Source organism: Sphingomonas sp. (genome assembly GCF_050725575.1).
In the GTDB taxonomy this organism is placed as follows: Bacteria; Pseudomonadota; Alphaproteobacteria; order Sphingomonadales; family Sphingomonadaceae; genus Sphingomonas.
In genome coordinates this window covers 29,367-54,726 of the sequence record NZ_JBOHHW010000024.1, presented here as the reverse complement: position 1 = coordinate 54,726, position 25,360 = coordinate 29,367, and the positions used below count along the sequence as shown (strand labels likewise).

23 protein-coding genes are annotated in these 25,360 nt (G+C 65.2%); 12 read left to right on the top strand and 11 right to left on the bottom strand.

What is annotated here, in order from left to right; genetic code table 11:
* Positions 1-39: 39 nt before the first annotated feature.
* Positions 40-300, bottom strand: coding sequence for a hypothetical protein (locus ACRECS_RS16250; RefSeq protein ID WP_431583996.1), 261 nt, complete (start codon positions 298-300; stop codon positions 40-42).
* A gap of 216 nt (positions 301-516) precedes the next feature.
* Here ACRECS_RS16250 and ACRECS_RS16245 point away from each other — a divergent pair, with 216 nt between their 5' ends.
* The 4 genes from ACRECS_RS16245 (at position 517) to tuf (ending at position 6,761) form a co-directional block, all read left to right on the top strand.
* Positions 517-2,814, top strand: a complete 2,298-nt coding sequence (locus tag ACRECS_RS16245; protein ID WP_431583995.1) for a TonB-dependent receptor — start codon at positions 517-519, stop codon at positions 2,812-2,814.
* The gene (locus ACRECS_RS16240; RefSeq protein ID WP_431583994.1) at positions 2,814-3,392 is read left to right on the top strand and encodes a hypothetical protein; all 579 of its coding nucleotides are present in this window, start codon (positions 2,814-2,816) and stop codon (positions 3,390-3,392) included. The genes ACRECS_RS16245 and ACRECS_RS16240 overlap by 1 nt, the downstream gene beginning before the upstream one ends.
* Positions 3,389-4,906: a PepSY domain-containing protein gene (locus tag ACRECS_RS16235; protein ID WP_431583993.1), complete on the top strand. Its 1,518-nt coding sequence runs from the start codon at positions 3,389-3,391 to the stop codon at positions 4,904-4,906. The genes ACRECS_RS16240 and ACRECS_RS16235 overlap by 4 nt, the downstream gene beginning before the upstream one ends.
* Before the next feature lie 667 nt (positions 4,907-5,573).
* A complete protein-coding gene (tuf, locus tag ACRECS_RS16230; protein WP_431583992.1) occupies positions 5,574-6,761 on the top strand; it encodes an elongation factor Tu in 1,188 nt (395 codons plus the stop codon).
* Between the two features lie 64 nt (positions 6,762-6,825).
* Here tuf and ACRECS_RS16225 read toward each other — a convergent pair whose 3' ends face one another.
* Both ACRECS_RS16225 and ACRECS_RS16220 read right to left on the bottom strand, forming a co-directional pair.
* Positions 6,826-7,671, bottom strand: a complete 846-nt coding sequence (locus ACRECS_RS16225; protein WP_431583991.1) for a class I SAM-dependent methyltransferase — start codon at positions 7,669-7,671, stop codon at positions 6,826-6,828.
* A gap of 10 nt (positions 7,672-7,681) precedes the next feature.
* Positions 7,682-9,889 (bottom strand): TonB-dependent receptor, encoded by a 2,208-nt coding sequence (locus ACRECS_RS16220; RefSeq protein ID WP_431583990.1) that lies wholly within the window; start codon positions 9,887-9,889, stop codon positions 7,682-7,684.
* A gap of 164 nt (positions 9,890-10,053) precedes the next feature.
* Here ACRECS_RS16220 and ACRECS_RS16215 point away from each other — a divergent pair, with 164 nt between their 5' ends.
* Entirely contained in the window at positions 10,054-10,908 is an 855-nt protein-coding gene (locus ACRECS_RS16215; protein WP_431583989.1) for a helix-turn-helix domain-containing protein, read from the top strand.
* 12 nt (positions 10,909-10,920) lie between these two features.
* Here ACRECS_RS16215 and ACRECS_RS16210 read toward each other — a convergent pair whose 3' ends face one another.
* Together ACRECS_RS16210 and ACRECS_RS16205 are read right to left on the bottom strand one after the other, a co-directional pair.
* Complete coding sequence (locus tag ACRECS_RS16210; RefSeq protein WP_431583988.1) at positions 10,921-11,544, bottom strand: transferase; 624 nt, start codon at positions 11,542-11,544, stop codon at positions 10,921-10,923.
* Positions 11,541-11,813 carry a winged helix-turn-helix transcriptional regulator gene (locus tag ACRECS_RS16205; protein ID WP_431583987.1) on the bottom strand — a complete coding sequence of 91 codons (273 nt, stop codon included), beginning with the start codon at positions 11,811-11,813 and terminating at the stop codon, positions 11,541-11,543. The genes ACRECS_RS16210 and ACRECS_RS16205 overlap by 4 nt, the downstream gene beginning before the upstream one ends.
* Positions 11,814-11,927: 114 nt before the next feature.
* Between ACRECS_RS16205 and ACRECS_RS16200 the strand changes: the two genes are divergently transcribed.
* The 4 genes from ACRECS_RS16200 (at position 11,928) to ACRECS_RS16185 (ending at position 14,232) form a co-directional block, all read left to right on the top strand.
* Positions 11,928-12,467: a carboxymuconolactone decarboxylase family protein gene (locus tag ACRECS_RS16200; protein ID WP_431583986.1), complete on the top strand. Its 540-nt coding sequence runs from the start codon at positions 11,928-11,930 to the stop codon at positions 12,465-12,467.
* Between the two features lie 94 nt (positions 12,468-12,561).
* Positions 12,562-12,792 (top strand): hypothetical protein, encoded by a 231-nt coding sequence (locus ACRECS_RS16195; RefSeq protein ID WP_431583985.1) that lies wholly within the window; start codon positions 12,562-12,564, stop codon positions 12,790-12,792.
* Positions 12,789-14,033, top strand: a complete 1,245-nt coding sequence (locus ACRECS_RS16190) for a radical SAM protein (RefSeq protein WP_431583984.1) — start codon at positions 12,789-12,791, stop codon at positions 14,031-14,033. The genes ACRECS_RS16195 and ACRECS_RS16190 overlap by 4 nt, the downstream gene beginning before the upstream one ends.
* Positions 14,026-14,232, top strand: a complete 207-nt coding sequence (locus tag ACRECS_RS16185; RefSeq protein ID WP_431583983.1) for a hypothetical protein — start codon at positions 14,026-14,028, stop codon at positions 14,230-14,232. The genes ACRECS_RS16190 and ACRECS_RS16185 overlap by 8 nt, the downstream gene beginning before the upstream one ends.
* Before the next feature lie 29 nt (positions 14,233-14,261).
* On the opposite strand, the gene ACRECS_RS16180 is transcribed toward ACRECS_RS16185, so the two are convergent.
* The 3 genes from ACRECS_RS16180 to ACRECS_RS16170 all read right to left on the bottom strand — a co-directional run bounded on the left by ACRECS_RS16180 (position 14,262) and on the right by ACRECS_RS16170 (position 17,908).
* On the bottom strand, positions 14,262-15,626 hold the full coding sequence (locus ACRECS_RS16180; RefSeq protein WP_431583982.1) for an alpha/beta fold hydrolase: 1,365 nt from the start codon (positions 15,624-15,626) through the stop codon (positions 14,262-14,264).
* Between the two features lie 202 nt (positions 15,627-15,828).
* Positions 15,829-16,434 carry a glutathione S-transferase gene (locus tag ACRECS_RS16175; protein ID WP_431583981.1) on the bottom strand — a complete coding sequence of 202 codons (606 nt, stop codon included), beginning with the start codon at positions 16,432-16,434 and terminating at the stop codon, positions 15,829-15,831.
* 58 nt (positions 16,435-16,492) lie between these two features.
* Positions 16,493-17,908, bottom strand: coding sequence for an aldehyde dehydrogenase family protein (locus tag ACRECS_RS16170; RefSeq protein WP_431583980.1), 1,416 nt, complete (start codon positions 17,906-17,908; stop codon positions 16,493-16,495).
* Positions 17,909-18,003: 95 nt separating this feature from the next.
* Between ACRECS_RS16170 and ACRECS_RS16165 the strand changes: the two genes are divergently transcribed.
* The gene (locus ACRECS_RS16165) at positions 18,004-18,915 is read left to right on the top strand and encodes a LysR family transcriptional regulator (protein WP_431583979.1); all 912 of its coding nucleotides are present in this window, start codon (positions 18,004-18,006) and stop codon (positions 18,913-18,915) included.
* Position 18,916: 1 nt separating this feature from the next.
* Here the strand turns inward: ACRECS_RS16165 and ACRECS_RS16160 are convergent, their stop codons facing one another.
* Entirely contained in the window at positions 18,917-19,309 is a 393-nt protein-coding gene (locus ACRECS_RS16160) for a DUF427 domain-containing protein (protein WP_431583978.1), read from the bottom strand.
* Positions 19,310-19,412: 103 nt separating this feature from the next.
* On the opposite strand from ACRECS_RS16160, the gene ACRECS_RS16155 reads away from it, so the two are divergent.
* Both ACRECS_RS16155 and ACRECS_RS16150 read left to right on the top strand, forming a co-directional pair.
* Complete coding sequence (locus tag ACRECS_RS16155) at positions 19,413-20,072, top strand: NAD-dependent epimerase/dehydratase family protein (RefSeq protein ID WP_431583977.1); 660 nt, start codon at positions 19,413-19,415, stop codon at positions 20,070-20,072.
* 298 nt (positions 20,073-20,370) lie between these two features.
* The gene (locus tag ACRECS_RS16150; RefSeq protein WP_431583976.1) at positions 20,371-21,666 is read left to right on the top strand and encodes an Hsp70 family protein; all 1,296 of its coding nucleotides are present in this window, start codon (positions 20,371-20,373) and stop codon (positions 21,664-21,666) included.
* Between the two features lie 32 nt (positions 21,667-21,698).
* Here the strand turns inward: ACRECS_RS16150 and ACRECS_RS16145 are convergent, their stop codons facing one another.
* Positions 21,699-22,946, bottom strand: coding sequence for an esterase-like activity of phytase family protein (locus tag ACRECS_RS16145; protein ID WP_431583975.1), 1,248 nt, complete (start codon positions 22,944-22,946; stop codon positions 21,699-21,701).
* Between the two features lie 203 nt (positions 22,947-23,149).
* Complete coding sequence (gene paoC / locus ACRECS_RS16140; RefSeq protein WP_431583974.1) at positions 23,150-25,357, bottom strand: aldehyde oxidoreductase molybdenum-binding subunit PaoC; 2,208 nt, start codon at positions 25,355-25,357, stop codon at positions 23,150-23,152.
* Between the last annotated feature and the right edge of the window lie 3 nt (positions 25,358-25,360).

Below are 25,360 nucleotides of genomic sequence, written 5' to 3'. Positions count from 1 at the left end.
ACAGGTTCGGGCTGGCCGTCGTGCCGCACCATGAACCGCTTAGTGAGCGGTGGCGTTGCCCTCGGCGCTATTGCCGACTGCAATTTCGTTGCCAGTCGGAACCGAATCGAGGCTGCCGACATTCCCGCTGATTTCGCTATCGGTCGACAGGTTGCCGTCGAGCGGTGCTTCCTCATTGACCAGCTCAAGGTCGTTGGTGGTGCCATTGTCCACCGGCGCCGGCGTGTTGCAGGCGGAAAGACCGAGCGTCGCGGCCGCGATCAAAGGGGTTGCGAACAGCGATCGTGTAAACAGCTTCATTGCATTCTCCTGGAAATCCCTGGGGCGAGAATCGGCAGGTCAGCGCCTCCCCCGGCCCGCTGATCAATCTCTACTGTTATAATGGGAATTCAACACAGGCTGATCTTTGTCGTGAGAAAGCTTAGCTATCAGCCGTCGCTTTGCATATTTTGCTAATGAGTTTGACTCGCAATTGTGGCGTTGATACCGGGCGGCTCGAATTTTCCGGGGGTATCGATGACGCGCATTTTCCTGAGGCTGTCGGCCAGCCTTGTCGCCATGGCGCTTGCCTCGACCGCTCAGGCGCAGTCAGCCGGGCCGAATCTGTCGGACCAGCCCATCGATGCCGCGCTACAGGCCGACACCTCCGACGACATCATCGTCACCGGCGAAAAGGTCGCGCGATCGTTGCAGGAGACCAAGAGCAGCGTCGCAGTGATTACTTCGGCGCGGATCGAGGAAGAGAATCTCCGCTCGCTGCAGGAGGTGCTGCAGCGCACCGCCAATGTCTCGACAATTTATGGCGGGGCTGGCTTCACCATTCGTGGGATCGCCAATAATGGCGTTTCGAGTGGCGGCGATGGTGCGCTGTCGACGGTCTATGTCGATGGCGCGCCGCTGCCGACCGGTACGCTGCATGGTGCGCCGACCGATATGTGGGACGTCGCGCAAGTCGAGATATTTCGTGGGCCGCAGTCGACGCTGCAGGGGTTGAACGCCCTGGCCGGCGCGGTGATCATCCGCACCACCGACCCGACGATGGACTGGAGTGCGCGCGGGCGGGCGCTCTATACCAGCTATGACGAACGCGCGTTCGCCATTGCCGGGGGTGGGCCGATCATCGCCGACGAACTGGCGTTCCGCATTGCCGCGGAAAAGCGCGACGGCGATGGCTTTGTTCATAATGTCACGCGCAACGCGCCGGAGAATCCAGTCGATGCGCTGAGCCTGCGGGGGAAACTGCTCTGGACGCCCAATGCGCTGCCCGGGTTCGAAGCACGGTTGGGCTATACTCATTCCAAACGCGATGGCGGCTATGCCTTTACCTATACCGACGTCACGCCCGACATGTTCGATCACCGCACCGCATCATCGAATGCGCCCAACGCCAGTTCGATCCGCACGGACATCGCCACGCTTGATCTGAGCTACAAGCTGAATGACCGATTCTCGCTCAACAGCGTGTCGTCGTTCAACAAGATCCGCCAGTTCGACACCTATGACGGTGACCGCACCGCGGCCGATCTGACCGTCGGCAATATCGGCTTTCGCTACCGCACCTTCACCCAGGAGCTGCGCCTCAACTACAAGGGCGAGCGGCTGAGCGGGCTGATCGGCGCCTTTTATTATAATCGCGACCAGATCGGCACTCAGGCCAGCCTCACTCAGGTCCAGACGCCGACCGGCACGATCGCTGCCTTGTTGCAAGGCAATGGGGTCGACCCGGCAACCGCCGCGCTGATTGCCGCGCGCTACACCGCCGCCTTGCCGTCGATCCCGGTCGATTATGCCAATCGCACGCCGACCAAGGTCGAAACCATGGCGCTGTTTGCCGACGCCAGATATGAACTCACCGATCGTCTGTCGGTGCTAGCCGGCGCGCGTTACGACCGCGAGACCAACCGGCTTTCGTCGGATACGCGCGCGCGATTTGCCGGAACCTTGCCCAATCCGGCGGACTATGGGCCATTCGCGCCGGCATTTACCGCGATCAATGCCGGTGTGCTCGGACTGGTCGGGCAGGCGGCCGGGGTGACATTGCCGTCGAAGCGGACGTTCAACGCGTTCCTGCCCAAGCTTGGGCTGGAAATGAACTGGACGCCGACCGTGTCGACCGCCTTTGTCGCGCAGCGCGGCTATCGTTCGGGCGGGTCGAGTTCGAACATCGCGCGCAACCTGACCATGGCCTATGATCCGGAATTCACCTGGAACTATGAATTGTCGCTGCGCACGGCCTGGCTCGACGGCGCGCTGACGATCAATGCCAACGCCTTCTACATCGACTGGAAGGACCAGCAGACCTCCGTCAATTTCGGGCTCAACACCTATGACTTCAACACGGTCAATGCCGGCAAGTCGCATCTTTACGGCTTCGAGATCGAGGCGCGGCATCGCGTCAGCCGGGCGTTCGACTGGTATGCGTCGATCGGCCATACCCGCACCAGGTTCGATTCCTTCAGGGTCGATGTCGGTGCGGTCAACGATCTGAGCGGGATGCAATTCCCCTATGCCCCGCAATGGACGCTGTCGGGCGGTGCCAATGTGCGCGTCGGGTCGCACATCGTCGCCAATGTGAATGCCAGTCACCGCAGCGGCGTGTTCACCGATGTCGGCGCGCCGCAGTCTCGATATGTCGTGGGCGGCCGGACGCTGGTCAACGCCAAGCTCGGCTATCAGGCCGAGCATTGGAGCCTGTCGGCCTATGCCAGCAACTTGTTGGACGAGCAGTATTTCGAATATGGCAATGCGTCGCAGCGCAACGGGGTGCTGGGCGATCCGCAGGTCTTCGGCCTGGTGTTCGAGACGAAATGGTGATGCCGGAATCGCTCACCTGGCTGGCCGCGATCCCGATCCTGATCGGTGCGGCGGCGGGCGGATGGGCGCTGCGCCGTGCGTGGCGGCTGCGCATCGAGCAGCGGCTGCCCTGGATGCTGGGCGGCTGGGCGATGCTGATCGCGACCTTGTTGTGGCCGGCCTGGGTGCTGGGCGCGGCGCGCGGGCCGTTCATCGCGGTGGCGCTGATCCCAGTCGGCGTGCTCGCGGTGGTGACGAGCGGTGCGACCGTGAAAGCGGCGCGGAACCGCAATAATGACCAGAGCCTCGCGCCCGAACCGCTCGAGCGGCCCTCGACCGCCTGGCGCACGATCCTGCGCTGGCTGCTCGCCGGGCCGATCGGGATGATCGCGGCGATGGCGGTCGGCGTCTGTTACGCCGTGTGGGTGCCAGGCGAGCCGCAGACGCGATTGCTGATTTCGGGGCTGATGGTGCCGGTGCTGTGGGGCGGGGCGATGGCCTGGACGCTGGCCGACAGCCGTATCCTGCGCGCCACCGCGATGCTCGCCAGCGTGACGTTGATTTGCTTCACTGCCGCCATTCTCAGGGGGTTCGCATGACCGCGATGACCGAAACGGCGCCGCGCAAGCGCCAGCCGATCTGGCCCAAGGTGCCAGCCGATTTCGTGCGCGCGGTGCTGAAAGGGCATAGCGCGCTTGGGCTCGCCTTTGCCGCCGCAATCTATCTTGTCTGCCTGTCGGGTAGCATCGCGGTGTTCGCGCGCGAGTTCCAGCGTTGGGAACATCCCGCCGCACCGCGCATCGAGGCCGCTGCGCCCGTCGCAGTGCAGACCGCCTTTACCGGGGCGATGGCGCGTGCGGGGAATCAGGTCGAGCATGCCTATGTGACATTGCCGTCGCCCGAACTCCCATGGCTGCTGATCACCACCGAGGGCAAGGCCGGCGAGCATGCCTGGGTCGCCGACGGGCAGGGCCGGATCGCGGGAAGCGGCACATCGCCCTGGACCGAGTTCGTCACGCATCTGCACATCAACCTGCATTTGCCGCAGACCTGGGGCATGTTCCTGGTCGGGCTGACCGGGGTGGCGCTGCTCTCCTCGCTGATCTCCGGCCTGCTCGCGCATCCGCGAGTGTTTCGCGATGCCTTTCACGTGCGGCTCGGCGGATCGCGGCGGCTGCAGGAAGCGGATTTGCACAACCGGCTCGGCGTGTGGGCGCTCCCTTTCCATGTCATCGTGTCGCTGACCGGCGCGCTGCTTGGGCTGACCACGCTGATCGTCGGGGTGCTTGGCCTTGCCGTGTTCCAGGGCGATGTGAACAAGGTCTATGCCCTGTTCCTGCCGCCGCTGCCGAAGGACGACCCGCGGCCCGCGCCGCTGCCCGATCTCGCCGCCATGCTGCGCCAGGCATCGGTGCGATCGCCGGGTGCGACGCCCGCCTATATCCTGATGCAGCACCCGGCCGAATATGGCCAGGCGACACAGGTCGGACTGCGCCAGCCCAACCGGCTCGCCGGGACCGATGCCCTGACCTTCGACCGCGATGGCAAACTGTTCCATGCCAGCTACGCGCGCGACAATAATCTCGGCAAGGATATTCTCGGCTCGATCGGCTCGCTGCATTTCGGCTGGTTCGGCGGCGGGGCAGTGCGGGTCGTGTACGGCCTGCTCGGGCTTGGCCTGACCTATCTCGCCGCGAGCGGGGTGACGATCTGGCTCGCACGGCGGCGCGATAAGGGGCGGCCGGCGCAGGGCTGGGAACGAGTGTGGACTTCAGTCGTGTGGGGTCAGCCGCTTGCCTTTGCCGTCGCAGCACTGGGCGTGGTGATCGCCGGCACGGGCGCGCCGCTGTCACTGCCCTTGTCGCTGTGGGGCGGGGCGACATTGCTTGCGCTGGCGGCGAGCGGGTTCGTCGCGGCGAAGACGCTGTCGCGGGCGTGCCGGGCGATCGGTGGCGCGGCACTGGTGTTGGCGGCGCTGGGGCATGTCGCGCTGCGCGGCGGGCTGACGGGTGATCCGGTCGCGGTGATCGTCAATGCGGTGTTGCTGCTGCTTGGCGTGGGCTTGGTGGCTTCGGTGCTGCGGCGTGGGGTGGAGGCGTCGGTACCTGCCTAGCGGGTCCGGCCAAGGATGGGCTTTGCGCTGATGGCGTAGGAGATATGGGACACCGGATTGTCCTATATCTTTTCGGCAGGTCGCCGCAGCGGCATTGAGTGTGCTTGTAAACAAGCTCCAGCGGTGCTAACGGCCGCAACACTATTCGAGGAACATCATCGTGACGACCGTAGAATTCGACAGGACAGCAAGCGACGCGGCGGCAAATGCCGGCGTTGAGCTGCTATATTCGATCGACATCTGACCCGTCTCTTGTGTTCAGGAGGCGTTGGCCTCCCCTGTGTTGCAAGACCCCGGATGGCCACCGCCTTCCGGGGTTTTTCTTGTGCGCATGCTTTGCTTGCGCTCTGCTTGCGAAAAGGAGCAAGGCGATGACGCTTTTGCTGACGATCAATGCTGCCCTGTCCGCGTGCACCATGCCGGTGCGCGCCGCTGGCGCATGGCGGATCGAAACCTGATTTTCCGGGCTTTTTCCGCCCGGGTCCCCTGACGGACACCCGGACATACCGAGCAAAGGCTCGCCGGGGATCCGCCCGGCGGGCCTTTTGCTTTTGGGGCGACCGCGCACCGCGCGCGCCCTCCACCGAATTGGCGCGCCAATGCCAATGGCCGCTCGGGCCCGGTCTGGCCAACCGGGTTTGACGGCGTTTCAACGAGAGTGAAGACAATGACCAACAAGATGCATGTGAACGTCGGGACGATCGGCCATGTCGATCATGGCAAGACCACGCTGACCTCGGCAATCACCCGGGTCCAGGCCGCGCGGCTGGGCGGGAAGGCCCTGTCGTTCGACCAGATCGACAAGGCGCCCGAGGAAAAGGCGCGCGGCATCACCATCAACACCAGTCATGTGGAATATGAGTCGGACCTCCGGCACTACGCCCATATCGATTGCCCGGGTCACGCCGATTATGTGAAAAACATGATCACCGGCGCCTCGCAGATGGATGGGGCGATCCTGCTGGTCGACGCTACCAAAGGCGCGGCGAAGCAGACGATCGAGCACATCCTGCTCGCGCGGCAGGTGAATGTCGGTCACATCGTCGTGTTCGTGAACAAGATGGACATGCTCGATCCGGGCGACCGCGACGACATGATGGCGCTGATCCAGCTCGAGACCAGCGAGTTGCTGGCCGCGCAGGGCTATCGTGACTCGCCGTTCGTGTTCGGCAGTGCGTTGCGCGCGGCCGAGGCGGTCGAGCGCGGTGACCTCGCCGGTGCCGATGCGCAGGCGATCGTCGATCTGGTGACGGCGCTTGATGCGCATATCCCGGACCCGGTGCGGGATTATGACAGCCCGTTCCTGATGCCGATCGAGGGCGTGCACACCATTCCCGGCCGCGGCACCGTGGTGTCCGGCCGGGTCGAGCGCGGCACGCTCAGGATCGGCAGCGCGGTGGAGATTGTCGGGCTCGACAATCACGGCGCAGAGCTGATCGTGACCGGTATCCAGAGTTTCCGGAAGGATATTCCGGAGGCGCGTGCCGGCATGAATGTCGGGCTGTTGCTCCGGGGGTTGAAGCGCGACGATGTCGAGCGTGGCCAGGTGCTCAGCGCGCCTGGTGCGATCAGGGCGCGAGTCATGGGCAGAGCGCAGATCTTCGTCCTGACCGGCGAGGAAGGCGGCCGTCACACGCCGTTTGCGAGCGGTTACCGCCCGCAATTCTTCTTCGGCGTGACTGATGTCACCGGGGTGATCGAGATCGACAGCGGCGCCTCGGTGTCGCCGGGCGACCAGGCAGACATCGGCTTCACGCTGAGCAAGCCGGTCGGGATCGAACCGGGCGTGCGCTTCGCGATCCGTGAAGGCGGCAGGACCGTCGGCGCGGGGGTGGTGATCGAAGTCACTGACTGAAAGCGCAGGCCTTGCCCGCAAACTGCCCGGCCCCGGGATGTCCCGGGGCCGGGCTTTTTTTGAGTTAGCCGCCCGTGCGGCCGCCATGCGTCAGGGTCGCGCAGCCGTAAAGCGGGCGACCGCCGGTGATCAGCCGGTGCGCCAAGCTGACCGTGCGCGACAGGGCGCCGGAGCGGCGCGCCACGTCATAGCGTTCGGTAACGCGGAAACCGGGCGCGATGCGGATGGCATCGTCGATCCGGCGCAGTCCCCAGGAAAACTGCGCCTGAGTTCGCCCGACGCTGCGGTTGCGCCGCGAATTGCGCACCATGAAGGGCGAGGCGAAGTCAAAGGCAAGCGTCAGCGGCGTCGCGCGGACCCCGGCAAGATAGTCGAGCGCGCGCAGCCAGGCCGCACCAGCTTCGGGTGTGAGGTACATGCTGACACCCTCCGCCATCACCAGCACCGGCCGCTCGCGCCGCCAGGGAACGGCATCAATCCACGCCAGGACATCCGCGCCGTCGGCGGCGATCGCATGGACATTGGGACGGGCGGGGATCAGCGCCTGGCGCAGTGCCACCACATCGGGGAATTCGATGTCATACCAGTCCATACCCGGCGGCGGCGTGACGCGGTCGGTACGCGTGTCTAGCCCCGAGCCGATCGACACGCACAGCGCTTCGGGGTGTGCGGCGAGAAAGCGCCGGACCACGCTGTCGAACCACAGTGCACGGACGATCGAGCCGCGCATGCTGCCGCGATCATCGGCGAAACGCGCCGGGTCGAAGGCGAGGCGTTCGCCGATCGCCTGCGCCGCCGGATCGATAAAGCCGAGATCGGGATTATGCTCGCGCGCCAGCAGCCGTGCCGCGAGCGGGATCAGCAAGGTTTCCGGAACGCCGCTCAGCGCGGCCGTCGACAGCCTGTCCATCATTGCTCCCTTAAAATCTTGTGCTGAGTTCCAGTCCGATCTGCCGCGATCGCCCGATCGGTGAGTACCAGTTGCCGTCATTGCCGAAGCCGAGGTTGCGAAAGGCAAGGCCGGTGCCGCGGCGGACATTGGTCAGATTTTCGACGAACAGCCGCGCCGAATAACGCTTGCCGTCATAGCCGGCCTGCAGGCCGATCGTCTGCGTTGCGGGCTGAACCGCTTCGCCGCGGCTCTCCAGCGTTTCCGTCCCGGTCAGCGCCAGCTCGGCGCGTGCGAACCAGCCGCTGGCCAGTTGATAGCGCGCGGCGAGATAGCCGTCATAGGCCGGCACCAGCTTCACGCGACGGCGCCGCGCATTGGTGGTCGCGTCGATCTGCAGGTCGCGATAGCGTGCATCGGCATAGCCGAAATTGACGGTCAGCGTCAGGCGCGGGACCGGTTCGGCCGAGGCCTCCAGCTCGAACCCCTTGCTGTCGATCGACGCGTTCGAGCCGATATAATCGGACGAGATGATCCGCCCCTGCGCGTCGGTCGCGACCTGGATCTCCTGCCAGTTGTTCGACCGGATATAAAAGGCCGCGCCGGCGATGCGCAGCTTGCCGTCAGTCGAGCGCCATTTGAACCCGGCCTCGCGGCTCCACATCGTCTCGGAAGCGAAGCGCAGTACGTCGTCGCTGAGATTGGCCTGCGCAGCAGTGAGGTTGAAGCCGCCGGGAATATAGCCCTTCGCGGCATTGGCGTAGAAGGTCAGCTGCGGCGAGGGCGCATAGCGGACCGAGACGCGCGGCAGCAGCGCCGAGAAGCCGCCCGACAGGGTGGCGTCGCGATAGACGAACTGGCCGCCCGCGCCGAGATCGAGCGAGCCGGCCAGCTGGCGCGCGGCACGCTGGGCATGATCATAGCGCAGCCCGCCGCTGAAGGTCAGTCCGTCGAGGCCGATGGGCGACCAGCTGGCCGATGCGAACACGCCCCAGTCGCGCGCGCTGGCGCGCTGCAGCGGCGCGCGGACAAAGGAATCGATCGTGCCCGGCCCGACAAAGGTCGCAAGGAACCGGCGATCGTCCTGACGATAATGCGAGACGCCGACGATATAGTTGAACGGCTTGGCGGCGGGCGAGGAGAAGCGGAGTTCGGCGTTCCAGAAATTCTTGGTCTTGTTGTCCTGCCCGGCGACGGTCGGCAGGGCGGTGAAGTCGAAATCGAGCCCGCGCGCATCGCTGCGAAACTGGCGATAGGAGAGCGCAGCGTCGATCGTGCCAAAGCCGAGCCGGTAGCTGGCGCTCGCACCGGTCACGATCTCGCGCTCATTGGTCCGCTTGGGCGCATCGTTGAGATAGGTGAAGCGCTCGATCTGCCGGCCGCCATTATATGTGTCGGCATAGCTGGCATTGTAGCGATCGATATCGAGCGGCAGATATTCCTGGTCGAACACCCCCGGTGCGCGCGTGTCGAGGATATAGGCGGTGGCGTTGACGGTCAGGCGCGCATCGGGCGTCCAGCGCAGCCGGCCCTGCACGAACGTCTCGCCGATCCGCCCGCCGCGGGCGCCGGGCGCGCGATTCTGCAGGAAGCTTGCCTCGCGTCCAAGCTTGAACGCGACCGATCCGCTCAGCGTGTCGCCGGCCAGCGGGCCGCCGAGAAAACCATCCGCGACCACGCCTTGGCCGCCGCCATAGCTGGTGCCGGTGACGCGCATCTCGCCGGTCGCGGTCGTGCTTGGCGCGCGGGTGTTGATGACGATCAGCCCGGATTCGCTGTTCGCGCCGTACAGGGTCGCCTGCGGCCCGCGCAGCACTTCGATCGATTCGACCTGGTTGAGCACGGCGTTGGAGAGTTCGCGGAACGGGATGCCGTCGATATAGACCGCGGCGCGATTGACGATGAACGGGTTGGATTCGATCCCGCGGATCGAGATGAAGGTGCTGCCAAGCTGTCCGCTTTCGTTGAACTGGACATTGGGCACGGCCGCGTCGAGCTGGCGGATGTCGCGAATCCGCGCCGCGTCGAGCGCCTTGCGGTCCAGCACGGTGACCGACAGATCCGTGTCCTGCAGGCTGGTGCCGCGCTTGGTCGCGGTGACGACGATGTCGCCGGCCTTTTCCTGCGGCGCGGCGCTTTTAGCGGGGGCGGGCTCTTCAGCGGCGGTTTCGGCATGGGCGGGCATGGCAAGGCCAAGTGCGATGGCCGCGGCCGAAGCCGCGATGACGATATGATTCACGATGATCCCCCGGCCGGCGCGAAGTGTCGCCGCCAGCTTATTGCGAATTATTCTCAGCGCGTGTAATAATGTCTCACGAGCGTGCCGCTACTCCGCAACGGGACAGGCTGCTCCGAAACAGGAAATATTGGAGTCGGGCGGTGGTGGGACGAGCGGACGGACGAATGGAAGACCAGCGCGCCGACCGTGCCCTGATCGAACGGCACGCCGGACAGGCGGGCAGCGTCAGGGCCAACCCGGCCGGATCGGTGATGATGGTGCGGGCGGGGTACGACGCCTTTGCCGGGGAAGTGCGGACCGGCCCCTATCTGCGCATCGGCATGGCGCTCGGGCCCGCGACGCGATTGTTCCAGAACGCTGACGGGGTTCGGCTCGACGGCCAATGGCGGTTCGGTGAGGTGGTGGTCACGCCGCCGCATCGCCGGGTCGAAACGCGCAGTGCCGCGCTGCGCATGGTCGGGCTGGCGATTGATCTCGATCGTGCGACGAAATGCCAGGGCTGCGCGGTGCTTGACGCCGACCTCGCCCGTGCCGCCGGTGGTTTTCAGCGCGATCGGTTGCTGACATCGGTATTGTCGGCGCTGTGGCACGAAGCGGATGTGCACGGTGCCTCAAGCGCCTTTTTCGATCATGGCGTCGCGCTGGTGCTGCAGCGCCTGGCTGATCTGCCACCACCGCCCGGCAATCGTCGCGTCTATCCGCTCGGACCGGAGCGCTTCGCGCGCGTGGTTGAGCTGATCGAAAGCCGGCTCGACGACGATCTGTCGGTGCCGGAAATGGCGGCGGAGGCCGGGCAGGATCCGAGTGGCTTTACCCGATCATTCCGGGCGACCACCGGGATGACGCCCTATGCCTTTCTCACCTTGCGCCGCATGGAGCGGGCCAAGCTGCTGCTCGCCACCGGCCTGTCGGTCACGCGCGTGGCCGGGGCGGTCGGCTATGCCAATGCCGGCAAGTTCGCCAGCGCCTTTGTCCGGATGTGCGGCGTTACCCCGTCCGCCTGGCAGCGCGGTCGATAGACGCGATGCCGGTCAGGCAGCGGACGGGGATTGATCCACCAACTGCAATCGGCCGATCCGGCTATTGGGTGGCAGGATCGCGCCCGGTGCGATCGCCGCATTGGCGCCGATCCGCGTACCATCACCAAGCAGCGCACCGAACTTGTCGATGCCGGTGTCGATGACCTCGCCGTGGAAAAGGATCCGGATGCGCTTGTCGTCCTGTTCATTGCGGTAATTGGCGATGATCGCGCCGGCTTCGACATTGACGCCCGCGCCGAGGATCGAATCCCCGACGAAATTGAGATGCGCGATCTTCGACCCTTTGAACATGAAGCTGGTCTTGAGTTCCGCATTTGGTCCGATGATGCACTCCTCATCGAGATAGACCCCGCCGCGCAAATAGGCGCCCGCGGCGACGAAACAGTGCGGCCCGATGATCGCCGGCCCTTTCAGGACTGCGCCCGGCTCGAGCGTCGCTGATGCGTGAACCGCGATGTCGGACTCGATACGATATTCCGCACCAAGATGAGCAATGGCAGATCGGACCAGCGCCTCCGCGTCACGGACAATGGTCCATGGCTGGCCGTCCGCTGCGGCAAAAGGGGAGGTGGTCCAGCGCTCGATGTAGCGCGATATTTGCAGGTCGATGGTCATATTGCTTTCCTGTCCTGCGCCCATTGCTCCGACCACAGCAGCAGTGGTTCCAAAGCGGTCAGCAAGGCTCGACCGGAAGCGGTGAGGCGATAGGCACCTTCCGCTTCGATGATCCCGGCGGCGCGAAGTTCCTTCAGCCGCGTGTTCAGCGTGGCGGGCGGGAGTTCGGATGCTGCCGACAATGCGCGAAAGGTCAGGGGCGTGTCGTCTCTAAGCTCCCATAGCACCCGCAAGCATCCTCGGCGTCCCAGCAGGTCGAGCGCCGCCATGACCGGCCGGCCGGTTTTCGACCCGCGGACTGCCTGTCCCGGCAAGGGTGCTACAAAAACCATAGCATTCAGTCTCCAATATGCTATGAAAGCCATAGCAGATTGGAGAAGATCATGCCCGTTCGTATTTCGCCCGCCAGTGCCCCCTGGTCGCCCGCCGTTACCAGTGCATTCGAGCGGCTGCCGCAATTGCAGCTCTTCCGCGTCCTGGCGCGGGATGAGCGGCTGTTCAGCCGATTTGTCGGCGACGGCTTGCTCGGCCCGGGTCATGTCAGCCTGCGGCATCGCGAACTGACCATTCTCCGGGTCTGTGCCTTGAATGGCTCGGACTATGAATGGGGTGTTCATGTCGGTTTGCTCAGCGCGGCGGCGGAACTGACCGAGGTAGAAGTCGCGGCAACCACTGCTACTGTGCAGGTCCATCAATGGGCGGCAAAGGATGGTATCGTCATCCGGCTTTGTGATGCGCTGCAGGTGCAGTGCGATATCGATGATGATCTCTGGTCTGACCTTGCCGGCCATTTCGACGAGATGGCGATACTGGAACTGCTGATGCTGATCGGGAAATATCGGCAGGTCTGTATTCTGACCAATGTGCTCAGGCTCGACCCGGAGAATGGCATGCCCTCTCTCCATAGTTTCCTAAGAGTCTAGAAAGCTCCGAAACGGTCCTGTTTTCAGTATGGAGATAACAAAACCATAGTAAAATCCCGTGGCGACTCGATGTCGTGATAATCGGGAGGAAGCAATGGCAATTCCTAAGCTTCAGCGTGAAGCGCTCACACTGGCGCGACTGCGTGACCTGCTTGATCCGGGCCGGGTCTATTATCGTCCAGTGGTCTTCGACATATTGCAGCGCGCCGATGTGACGGAGCTCAAGGCACTTGTTGCCGGGGTGAAGGACCTCAAGGCCGAATATGGCGACCTGGACGGCATCATCAAGGCGGCCGAGGGCGCACTCCGCAAGGCCAAGGGGTGATCACCGAACGGGCCGATCTGTCGCTGCCCGTTCGCTATTCCGGCCTGGACGATATCCTGAAGCGCGTGCCGGTGAGCGTGGTCTGGGAGATCACGCTTGCCTGCGATCTGGCGTGCCAGCATTGCGGGTCGCGCGCCGGGCGGCGGCGGCGTGACGAGCTGACCACGGCTGAGGCGCTCGATCTGGTCGACCAGATCGCCGAGCTTGGCGCGCGCAGCGTCGGGCTGATCGGCGGCGAAGCCTATCTGCGCAAGGACTGGCTGCAGATCATCGCGGCGATCCGCGCGGCGGGGATGGAATGCGACCTGCAGACCGGCGGACGCAATCTGAGCGACGCGCGCGTCGCGCAGGCGGCGGCCGCGGGTCTCAATGCGGTCGGCATTTCGATCGACGGCATCGGCATAACGCATGACCGGTTGCGCGGCGTGATCGGATCCTACGAACTGGCGCTGGAGGCGATGCGCAATGTCCGCGCGCACGGACTTGAGGTCGGGGTCAACACGCAGATCAACGCCCGCACCCTGCCCCAGCTGCGCGAGCTGATGGACATCATCATCGATGCCGGCTGCCATAACTGGCAACTCGCCATCACCACCGCGATGGGCAATGCCGCCGACCATCCCGACATGCTGCTTCAGCCCTGGCAGATGCTCGACGTGCTGCCGCTGCTTGCCGAGCTTGCCGTCGAAGGGCGCGAGCGCGGCCTGTTCCTGCAGCCGGCGAGCAATATCGGCTATTTCGGCCCGCATGAATCCGCGCTGCGCAACGTGATGAATGAAGAAATCCATTTCCATGGCTGCAACGCCGGCGACACGGTGATGGGGATCGAGGCTGACGGCACGATCAAATCCTGCCCCGGCCTGCCCAGCCCCTATGCCGGCGGCAATATCCGCGACCGGCGGCTGCGCGACATCTGGGAAAATGCCGAGCCGATGGCGTTCAACCGGCGCCGTACGGTCGATGATCTGTGGGGCTATTGCCGCACCTGCTATTATGCCGAGACCTGCATGGCGGGCTGTACCTGGACGGCGCATGCGCTGATGGGGCGGGCCGGCAACAATCCGATGTGCCACCACCGCGCGCTCGATTTCGAGGCGCGGGGCCTGCGCGAACGGCTGGTCAAGGTGAAGGATGCCGAAGGGCGATCCTTCGATCATGGCGAATTCGAGATCGTCGTCGAGACAGTGGATGGGGCAGTGGTCGATCCAGCGGTCGGGGGCGGGGCGCTCGCTCATGTCTGAGTCGGGACGCATCCCGGTCCCGCTGCGCCTGTGTCGTGGCTGCCGGCGCTTCGTCCGGATCGAAAATGAGCTGTGCGATTTTTGCGGTGAGGACCTTGCCGCGCTGGAAGCGGCCCATGCGGCAAATGCCGCTGAAATTCGCGCGCTGACCGAAGCATTGCGCGCGGCGATCGCCGAGGCGAAGGCAGGCGGCGCCTGAACGCCACGTCGACCCCGACAATTGGCTTGTTAGTTCAGTTTGAACGGCGGTCGAACCACCACCGGGCAGCTGTCCTTGCCATTCTTGATCGCGCCATCCCTGACCAGCGCGGCATAATGGCGCGCGATGCAGTCGCTCCATTCGGTATGACCCTGGCCGGGCGCCAGCAGCACGAAGCTGCTGCGAAACCCCTTCGCGGCATGGCGGGTGAACCATGTTGGCGTGCCGCCGTCATTCTCCCCGGTGACCATCAGTACCGGCACATCCGACCGAACCGGCCGGCGATAGCCGGCGGGCAAAGGCGATTGCGGCCAGTATCGGCAGGCCCCCTGTTGTTGTCGAATCCGGAAATCGCGCAGGAAGCCGATATTGCCGGCGGCAACAGCGTTCGGGGAAATGAAACGGACATCCTCATTGCAGGTCAGAGCGAAGAATAGACCAAAGCTCAGATCGGGGCTCGCGCCGGCAATGATGCCATTGACGATCGGCTGCCAGTTACCGAGATAGGCCTGATGGATTGCCCATGGCAGTATGGCCGCGCTCGCCGGTCGGTACAGCCTGGAGCGGACCCACGACGCGACTGGCCCGCGGCGCAGGACCTGCGCTTTGCCGTCGCGCGCGAGCGTCGTCCGTATTTCACCCTGGTCGAGCCGGGCCAATATCGTGCGAAATTCCGTGCGCAGTTCCGGAAACGCAGCGACGCAGGCACGGTCCGCATCACACGCTGTGAAAAGATGGTCGAGTTCGCCCTGCGCCGTCGCCGCCATGGCTATGGGGGTGGCGATATCGATCGGAACGACGGAGCCGAGATAGGCCGTGCGAACGCTTGCGGGAAAGGCGCGCAGATAGACTTGTGCTGCACGCGTGCCATAGGATCCGCTGAACAGGTTGAGCTTCCCATAGCCGAGCACCCGGCGCATCTGTTCGAGGTCGGCCGCAAAATTCGTATAGCCATATTGCGTGAGATCGGCGCCCCGGCTCAATCGCTCCGCACAGGCTTTGACCGCCGCCGGAGGAAAGATATCCGATGCCAATGGCGCCGAATTTCCGCTCTGGATCAGATCGCACGCCAGCGCGGCGGACTGGCCGGCGCCGCGCTGATCGACCAGCAGCAGGTCCCGATCATCGAGCAACGGCCCAAGCCAGCGATCATGGAATGCCGCGGCATCGATCGCGCTTTCGCCAGGTCCGCCCAGCAGGATCGCGATCGGGTCCGGTCGGGCGTGGCCGCTGCGCGCCGGCACGATGGCGACGGCGACCGGAATTTGCCGCGCGCCGGGCCGCGCGGGATTTTCCGGGCGCAGCAATGTGCCGCAGCGCGCCGTCCGGCCGATATCGGGCAACGCGCATGGCTCGAGCTTCATTCCGGCGGCAGGCCGGTTCGAACCTGCCATAGCCGATGTGCCTGTCCAGGGGAGGACGAGGGATGCTATCAGCATGGCCAGGACGGCGCTCGCTCGACGATCCATATACGCCTCCCAAACGGAGTCTCGGCGACCAGACATTTTGCAACGCCCGGCTATAATGGCTGGAATTGAACAGGCTGTCACCGGGGAGACAATATCTGGGCTGGCCTGAGAGCCAACTCCGGGTCCGCTAGGAAGCCGCCGGCCCGGATCTGCCGAGCGCCATCGCGCTGACGAACAGCGACGACGCGATATGGGCGTCGAGCCAGCGCCGCACCCCCGGCACAGGCTGCGCATCGAACCAGTCGCGATCGACCGCAGCGAACTGGCGCACGAACGGCATCAGCGCGATATCGGTCAATGTGCGATGCTCGCCGCACAGATTGGCGGCGCCGGCGAGCCGCGTGTCGAGATCGGCAAGGAGCGCCAGTCCCGCGGCGCGGTGCTCGATCGGGTCGCTATGGTGGCGGTCGGGATATTTGTAGCGGTCGAGATGATGCTTGAACGGGCCGTCATTGGCGGCGATCAGCGCCGCATCGTCGCCGGCCAGCCAGTGTTCCGGGTCGTTGTGCGCGAGGGCGTGGCGCATGATGTCGAGGCTCTCATCGATCACCCGGCCATCCGGCAATACCAGCACCGGGACCGTGCCCTTGGGCGAGGCGGCGAGCATCGCCGCCGGCTTGTCGCGCAGGCTGACCTCGTGCAGCGCGAACGCCACGCCGCTGACCAGCAATGCCATGCGCGCACGCATGGCATAGGGGCAGCGGCGGAAGCTGTAGAGGGTCGGGTGGTCCATTGGTCCGGTGATAACCGAATGATGGCCGGGGGGCGATGGCGGTCGCCCCCGACGCAGTTCAGCCCATCACCGCCTTGGGTTCGAGATAGGCTTCGAGCCCGAACACGCCATTTTCACGGCCGATGCCCGATTGCTTGAAGCCGCCGAACGGCGCGTTCATCTCCATCGGCGCGGCGTTGATGATCACGCGGCCGGCAACGATCCGGTCGGCGACTGCGCGGGCGCGTGTTTCGTCGCCGCCGGCGACATAGGCGTGCAGGCCGTAATCGGTATCGTTGGCGATCTCGATCGCCTGCTCATCGTCGCGATAGGGAATGATCGACAGCACCGGGCCGAAAATCTCGTCGCGTGCGATGACCATGTCGTTGCGGACATTGGTGAATACCGTCGGCTTGACGAACCAGCCGTCCGCCGTGCCGTCGGGCCGGCCTTCGCCGCCGGCGAGCAAGGTTGCGCCCTCTGCGAGGCCCTTGGCGATATAGCCCTGGACGCGGTCCCATTGGCGCTGGCTGACCATCGGGCCGATCGCCGTGTCCGCCTCGCGCGGATTGCCCGATTTGATCCTGGCAATCGCTGTCCTGATCGCCGCTTCGAACTCGGCCAGGCGGCTTTCGGGCACCAGGATGCGCGTGCCGGCCACGCAGGCCTGGCCGCTGTTCATGAATCCCGCCCCGAGCACGAAAGGCACGGCGGCCGCGAAATCGGCATCGTCGAGAATGATCATGGGCGATTTTCCGCCAAGTTCGAGCGTGACGCGCTTCATCGTCTCGGCGCCGGCGCGCAGGATTGCGCGGCCGGTCGCGGTCGACCCAGTGAACGACACCTTGGCGATATCGCGGTGCGCGCTGATTTCCGCGCCGACCACCTCGCCGCGCCCGTTGACGATGTTGAATACACCGGCGGGCAGGCCGGCGGCGTGTAGCGCCTCAGTGACGATCTGGGTCTGGATCGCGCTCATCTCGCTCGGCTTGATCACGCAAGTCGATCCCGACGCGACGACCATCGCCAGTTTGCCGCAGATGAAACCGGCATCGCTGTTCCACGGCGTGATCAGCCCGACCACGCCAAGTGGTTCCATCGTCACCCGTGCAGTGCCGATCTGGCGGATGAACTCGTAGCTCTCCAATGTCTTCGCGGCGAGGCGGAAGGTGCCGACCGCATAATCGGCCATCCAGGCAGCGCGCGACATCGGTGCGCCATATTCCTCGATCACCGCTTCGGTGATGTCGGCGGTGCGCGCCTCGATCGCATCGGCGAGACGGTCGAGCAGCGCGATCCGCTCTTCCTTGCTGGTGCGCGAGAAGTCGGCAAAGGCGCGCTTCGCTGCAGCGATCGCGGTGCGCGTGTCGGTCTCGTCGCCAAGGCGGACCTGGCCGATCACCGTTGCAGTCGCCGGATTGTACAGATCGAACAATTCGGTGCCGTGCGGGGTGACGAACGCGCCGTCGATATAGACTTGGTCGATGATCTTCATGTCGGGTCTCCTGGCTGGGAGCCCGCGATGTATGTCGCTGGCATTGGCCGAATAAGCGGGATAGACCGGCATGAAGTGATGCAGGATATCGCACAATGGCCAAGACGGGGCTCAGGACCGGCCTGACCGAATATGACGCGATCGTCGCGGTTGCACGGCTTGGCAGCTTTCGTGCGGCGGCGACTGAGCTTGGCATGAGCCCTTCCGCGCTCAGCCATGCGGTGGCGACGCTCGAGGCGCGGCTTGGCGTGCGGCTGTTCAACCGAACCACGCGCAGTGTTTCGCCGACCGATGCCGGCGAGCAGTTCATCGCCCGCATCGCCCCCGCACTGGCCGATATCGGCGGCGCGATCGAGGGCATCAACAGCCACCGCGATACGCCCACCGGCACGCTGCGCATCAACACCTCTGCGGGCGCGGCGCGGATGATCTTGACGCCGATCTTCCTCGCCTATCTCAAACGCTATCCGCAGATGAACCTGATGCTGGTCACCGAGGGGCGGCTGGTCGATATTGTCGGCCAGGGCTTCGACGCCGGCATCCGCATCAGGGAGGTGGTGCCGCAGGACATGATCGCGGTGCCGATCGGCGGGGATCAACGCATGCGTGTGGTCGGATCGCCAGCCTATTTCGAGGGGCGCAACCGGCCACAGGTGCCCACCGACCTGCTGCAACATCAATGCATCCGCGCACGCATGGCGAGCGGGGCGATCTATCATTGGGAATTTGAGCGGCGCGGCGAGACTGTGGAGATCGATGTGCCCGGCGCGCTGACGCTCGACGAGATGACCCTGATGCAGGAAGCGGTACTCGCCGGGGCGGGGCTGTCGTTGCTCAGCGAATGGTCGGTCGCTGACCATATCGCCGCCGGGCGGCTGATCAGCGTGCTCGACGACTGGTGCCCGCCCTATCCCGGGTTGTGCCTCTATTATCCCGGCCGGCGGCACGTGCCCGCCGGCCTGCGTGCGTTGATCGAGCTGATCAGGGAAGTGAACGCCGTCAGGTAAGTCAGGGTTCGACGATGATCTGATCGACGCGGTCGGGGTAGAAGGCGACATGGTCCCTGATCTGGGCGACCGGGCCATAGGGCGCCTCGTAGGTCCAGATCGCATTGACCGACCGCTCGCCGCCCGCCGGGATGCTGAAATAGGAGGCCTCGCCCTTGTACGGGCAATAGCTCGAATGGGTGGTGCGTTCGACCAGCGTCAGGTCGAGATCGGCGCGCGGGATGTAATGGACCGGCGGATAGGACGCCTCCTGCAGGATGAGCGCATTGCGGCTGTCGGCGATGGTCTTGCCGGCAACGAGCACCTGCACACGCGACGGATCGGCGGTGATGGTGATGGGATGGTCGGGACCGGGACTCTTGATTGGCCTGTCGATGATGGTCTGGTCGGACATGGATGATCTCCTTGATCGATGTCGGAGATAGGAAGCGTGACGCGCTACCGCCATGGCCGGCCTGCGCTTTCGCACCGGACGCTGCGCTGCTAGTCTCCCGCGCATGAAAGTCCTGATCTTTGGTGCGACCGGCATGGTTGGGCGCGGCGTGCTGCGCGAATGTCTGCTCGATGATGGCGTCACCGGGGTGATGACGGTCGGCCGTGCGATCACCGGCGTACCGCATGACAAGCTGCGCGAGTTGGTGGTCGAGGACATGTTCGCGATCGGCGACGTGCGCGAGGGCCTGCTGCAGTGCGACGCATGCTTCTTCTGCCTCGGCGTGTCGGTCGCGGGGATGAGCGAGGCGGATTATACTCGTATCACCCATGACATGACCCTGGTCGTCGCGGAGCGGATCGCGGCGCTCAATCCCGGCGCGATCTTCGTCTATGTCACCGGCGCGGGCACGAGCGAGCAGAGCCGGATGATGTGGGCGCGGGTCAAGGGCCGGACCGAGGCGGCGCTGGCGCGGCTGCCGTTCAAGGCCAATTTCATGTTCCGGCCGGGCTTTATCCAGCCGCTGCACGGCATCGTGTCCAAGACGGGCTGGTACCGCGCGGCCTATGCCCTGACTGGCTGGATCGCCGGCCCGATCCGGCGGCAATGGCCGGGGGCCGTGACCACGACCGAGAATGTCGGGCGCGCGATGATCACGGTGGCGCGGCACGGGTTCGACAAGCCGGTGCTGGACAATGCGGACATCAATCGGGCGGCGGGTTAGGGAGCGACAAGGCCAAATCCCCTTTATCGCTTCCCCGGCGAAGGCCGGGGCCCAGTCGGAAAGGCGGAAATAGTGAAGCGCAACGGCAATTACAGTCTGGTTCGCTACTGGGCCCAGGCCTTCGCCGGGGGAAGCGATTTGGGAAGTATACGGACGACCAAGTCCGGGGTCACCGCCGGCATTTAATTGCGCAATAGTCCTCAATCACCATTCCCCGCTTGCCCTTGGCGCCGACCCGGCGCAAAGGCACCGGCCCGCCGGGCTCGAGACCCGCGTAAAAAATCCAGAGAGACGTGTCATGCAGACCCAAGGCCCCGTGCTCGGGCTCGATTTCGGCACGACCAACAGCGTTGCCGCGCTCGCCCCTGCTGGCGCGCCGCCCGACCTGATCGACTTCGACGCGCCCGACGGTCGGGACGCGGTGTTCCGCTCTGCCCTCTGTTTCTGGCATGACGAGGCGGTGCGCGGCGGGATTGCGTCGGAAGCAGGGCCTTGGGCGATCGCCGAATATCTCGACTATCCGCAGGACAGCCGCTTCGTGCAGTCCTTTAAGTCGGTCGCGGCGAGCGCCAGTTTCGAAACGGCCTCGATCTTCGAGCGGCGGCTGCGCTTCGAGGATCTCGGGCGGCTGTTTCTCGACAAGATGCGCGCACGCAGCGGCGGGCGGCTGAGCGCTGCGCCGGCGCGCGTGGTGGTCGGCCGGCCGGTCGAATATGCCGGCAGCCGGCCCGACGCGGCGCTTGCCCGCACACGCTATGACGCGATGTTCGCCGGGATCGGGGCGGAGATCCATTATGTCTATGAGCCGGTCGGCGCGGCCTATAGCTTCGCGTCGCGGCTGACCGATCCGGCGACGGTGCTGGTTGCCGATTTCGGCGGCGGCACCAGCGACTTTTCAGTTGTGCGCATTGCCGCACCCGGCGCCGCGCGGCGCTGCGAGCCGCTGGGCCATGCCGGTATTGGCATCGCCGGCGACCGGTTCGATTACCGCATCATCGACCGGCTGGTGCTGCCGATGCTCGGCAAGGGCAGCAGCTATCGCTCGTTCGGCAAGCTGCTGGAAATCCCGCGCGGCTATTTTGCCGATTTCGCTGACTGGTCGCGGCTGGCGCTGATGCGCAATCGCAAGACCATGGCCGAGCTTGAGCAACTGCGCCGCAACGCGACCGACCCCGAGGCGATCGGCCGAATGATTGCGGTGATCGAGCAGGAACTGGGTTATCCGCTCTACGATGCGGTCGGCCGGCTGAAGCGCGCCTTGTCGAGCGGCGATCAGGCGCATTTCCATTTCGCCGGCGCCGGCTTGACGATCGAGGCCGATGTCACCCGCGCCGAGTTCGAGACCTGGATCGCCGAGGATATTGCGCGGATCGACCAGACGGTGGATCGCGCGCTGGCGGTCGCGGGGGTGACGGCAGCGCAGGTCGATCGCGTCTTCCTGACCGGCGGGACGTCGCTGACGCCACGTGTTCGGGCGATCTTCGCACAGCGCTTCGGCGAGGATGCGATTGCATCGGGCGGTGAACTCACCTCGATCGCACACGGCCTGGCGCTGATCGGGCAGGAGGATGATCTGGCGGCCTGGTCGGTTTGAGCGGTGGCGCGTCGGAACTCTTAAATCGATCGTCAATCGGCCGGCAAGCCGATTGGTAATTCCACCCGCCAGAATTTGGTCTGCAGGCCCTCCGTACCGAAATCATTGTCGTTGACCAGCAGCAACGTATTTGCCGACAGCAGGATTAGCCCTTCGAGATCCGCATCAATCTCGGGCAGGTCGTCGCTGTCGAGGATCAGCGTCTTCTCCAGCGCCCGGTCACCGATCAGGCCATCGGCGCTGAGCTGTTCGAGTGTCGGGCGCACCGCGTCGTCAAGCAGTTCCGGGCCGGTCTCATGCGCCGGATCGAGTTGGACGGTATAGAGCTTGGTGGTCGCGGAACCGCGTTCGAGGATCAGCAGGCGATCTGCGGCAAACAGGACGAGTTCGCTGACCTTGAGATCGGACCAGTCCACTGCGCCCAGCGCACAGTCGCGGCGAAAGCTTTCGGGCGGATCGAACGGGTAGAGATATTGCGCGGCGACCGCGCCGGTTGCCGTGTCCATTTTCCAGATGCGGACATGCTTTGCCCTGCGGTGCGCTTCGGCATCGGGATGAGCGAGCGGGCTCTGGAACGCGAGATAGAGCCAGGCGCCGTCGTCCGACAATGCCAGCGCCTCGATGCCGCGGTTGATCTGGCGGCGCGCGGCGATGGCCGGGAGCGCACCGATCACCGGATAGTCGGCGCCGGCGAACAGCTCTTCCGTGCCGCTCGGCACCCAGCGGGCGATCACCGTGCCGTCGGCGGCGATGCGGAACAGCGACGGACCATATTCGTCGCCGACCCAGAAGCTGCCGTCGGGCGCGGCCGCCACGCCTTCGGTATCGGCACCGGACGGATCGGGCGCGAGGATCGTGCCGTCGAGCGCGATCGCCGGTTCGCTGATGCTGTTCGCGCCGCCGGGGGTGGGCAGGCCGGATATCGCTGTGCCGCTGCGGCCGCGAAGTGGCAGGGTACGGAGCAATGCGACGGTGTCGCCTTCGATGCGCAGTTCGGACAGAGCCGGGCCGATATCGGGGCGCGGCATGACCTTGGCGCCCTCGGCATCGGCATGGCGAGCGACCGCGATGAGGCCGTAGCGCGCGACCGCCGGCTCGACCTTGAGATTGGGGCCGCGGTCGCCGATCGCCCAGAAGATGCCCGCCGCATCGCCGGCACGGCGCGCGAGGCCCGAGCCGATGCCGCGCGTGATGCTCAGCGTGCCGCCCGGGAGATCGAGCGTCGCGATCTCGGCATCGGTGTAGGCAAGCGGGGTGATGTGCGGGCGAGTGTTGGTCATCACAGGCTTCTTACCAATTTCCTGCCGTGTGAGGAGAAGAACGGTGCTTCGACAGGCTCAGCACGAACGGGGTTGGGAATTCACCCAATTCGATGTGATCCTGGATGCCATGAGATCGCCGACACCTTGAATCGGTCCGCTCGCCCCTTTCGTCACCCCGGAACAAGTCCGGGGTGACGGCTGGTGATTATGGCGCGTCAGTCTCACACATAAGGCGGTAATTTCCCGATCACCTTGTCGAGCGTGATCGGATAGTCGCGCACCCGGACGCCGCAAGCATTGTACACCGCATTGGCGATCGCCGCGGCGACGCCGCAAATGCCGAGTTCGCCCACGCCCTTGGCCTTCATCGGCGAGGATTTGTCGTCGACCTCGTCCATGAAGAACACGTCCTGATGTGGGATGTCGGCATGGACCGGCACTTCATATCCGGCGAGATCGTGATTGACGAAATAGCCGAAGCGCGGATCGACCACTGCTTCCTCCATCAGCGCCGCGCCCGCGCCCATGGTCATCGCGCCGATCACCTGGCTGCGCGCCGATTTGGGGTTGAGGATGCGCCCGGCGGCGAACGCGCCGCTCATCCGGCGGATGCGCATCTCGCCGGTCGCGCGGTCGACCCCGACCTCAGCGAAATGCGCGCCGAAGGTTGCCTGGGCATAGGTCTTGGCAAGATCGCCGAACTCGATCGAATCCTCCGCCGACAGGCCGGCATCGCCCGCCGCCTCGGCCAGCGACACGCTGCGCTTGCCCGATTTGACCTTGCCATCGGCGAAGGTCGCGGTGTCGGGATCCATGCCGAGCTTGCGCGCGATCGCGGTGCGCAACGCGTGGCACGCGGCATAGACGCCGGCGGTCGAGCTGTTGGCGCCCCATTGTCCACCCGAGCCGGCCGAAACCGGGAAGCTCGAATCGCCAAGCAGCACCACGACCTTGTCGATCGGCACGCCCATCATCTCGGCGGCGGTCTGGGCGATGATCGTGTAGCTGCCGGTGCCGATATCGGTCATGTCAGTCGCGACGGTCACCACGCCCTTCTTGTCGATGCCGACCCGCGCGCCGGACTTGGTGGTCAGGTTGCCGCGGAACGCCGCCGCCATGCCCATGCCGACCAGCCAGCGGCCGTCAGTGACCTGGGCCGGTTTCGGGTTGCGTTTGTCCCAGCCGAACCGTTCCGCGCCGGTGCGCAGGCAGCCGATCAGATTGCGATGCGAGAAAGGCGTGCCGGGATTTTCCGGATCGACCTGCGTATCGTTGAGGATGCGGAACTCGACCGGGTCGAGCTTCAGTCTCTCCGCCATCTCGTCCATCGCGATTTCGAGCGCCATCAGCCCCGGCGCTTCGCCCGGCGCGCGCATCGCATTGCCCTCGGGCAGGTTGAGCACCGCCAGCCGCGTCGCGGTCATGCGGTTCGCCCCGGCATAGAGCAGACGGGTCTGGTTGACCGCCGTCTCCGGCCCGCCGCCCGGCAGGTCACCCGACCAGCCTTCATGGCCGATCGCGGTAATCTTCCCCTTGCGGGTCGCGCCGATGCGGATGCGCTGGATCGTCGCGGGACGGTGCGTGGTGTTGTTGAACATCTGCGGCCGCGCCAGCGCGAGCTTGACCGGACGCCCTGCTGCGCGCGCGCCAAGCGCGGCAAGCACCGCGTCGCTCCTGATCCACAGTTTCGAGCCGAAGCCGCCGCCGATGAACGGCGACATCACATGGATATCCTCTTTCGGAATGAGCAGCGTTTCGCTCAGGTCGCGCACCGCCCAGGCGATCATCTGGTTCGAGGTCCACAGCGTCAGCTTGTTGCCGTCCCACGCGGCGATGCTGGCATGGGGCTCCATCGAGCTGTGGCACTGGTCGGGCGTGGTATAGGTCGCGTCGAGCTTGACCGCGGCCTTGGCGAATGCGCCGGCAAAGTCGCCGACCGCCGTATCGGACGCACCGCCCCAGCCATCCTTGGGCTTGATCGCCGATGCCTTGGCTTCGGCGAGATCATAAGCGCCAGTGCCACGGGTATAATCGACCCGCACCAGCTTCGCCGCCGCGCGCGCCTGTTCGAAGCTTTCCGCGACCACCACCGCGATCGCCTGGTCATAATGTTCGACCTGCGGCCCGCCGAGCAGATGCGCGGTGATCGCCCCGGCCTTGCCGAGCTTGCCGGCATTTTCATGCGTGACCACCGCCAGCACGCCGGGCGCGGCCAGCGCCTCCGCCGTGTCGATACGGGTGATGCGCCCGGTCGCGATCGCCGCGCCGACAATGAAGCCATAGGCCTGGTTGGGCACGACATCATGGCGTTCATAGGCATAGGGCGCGCGGCCGCTGGTCTTGAGCGGGCCGTCGATACGATCATGCGCCTTGCCGATCACCTTGAGCTGGTCGATCGGGTTGGTCGTGGCGGGCGTGTCGAATTTCATGGC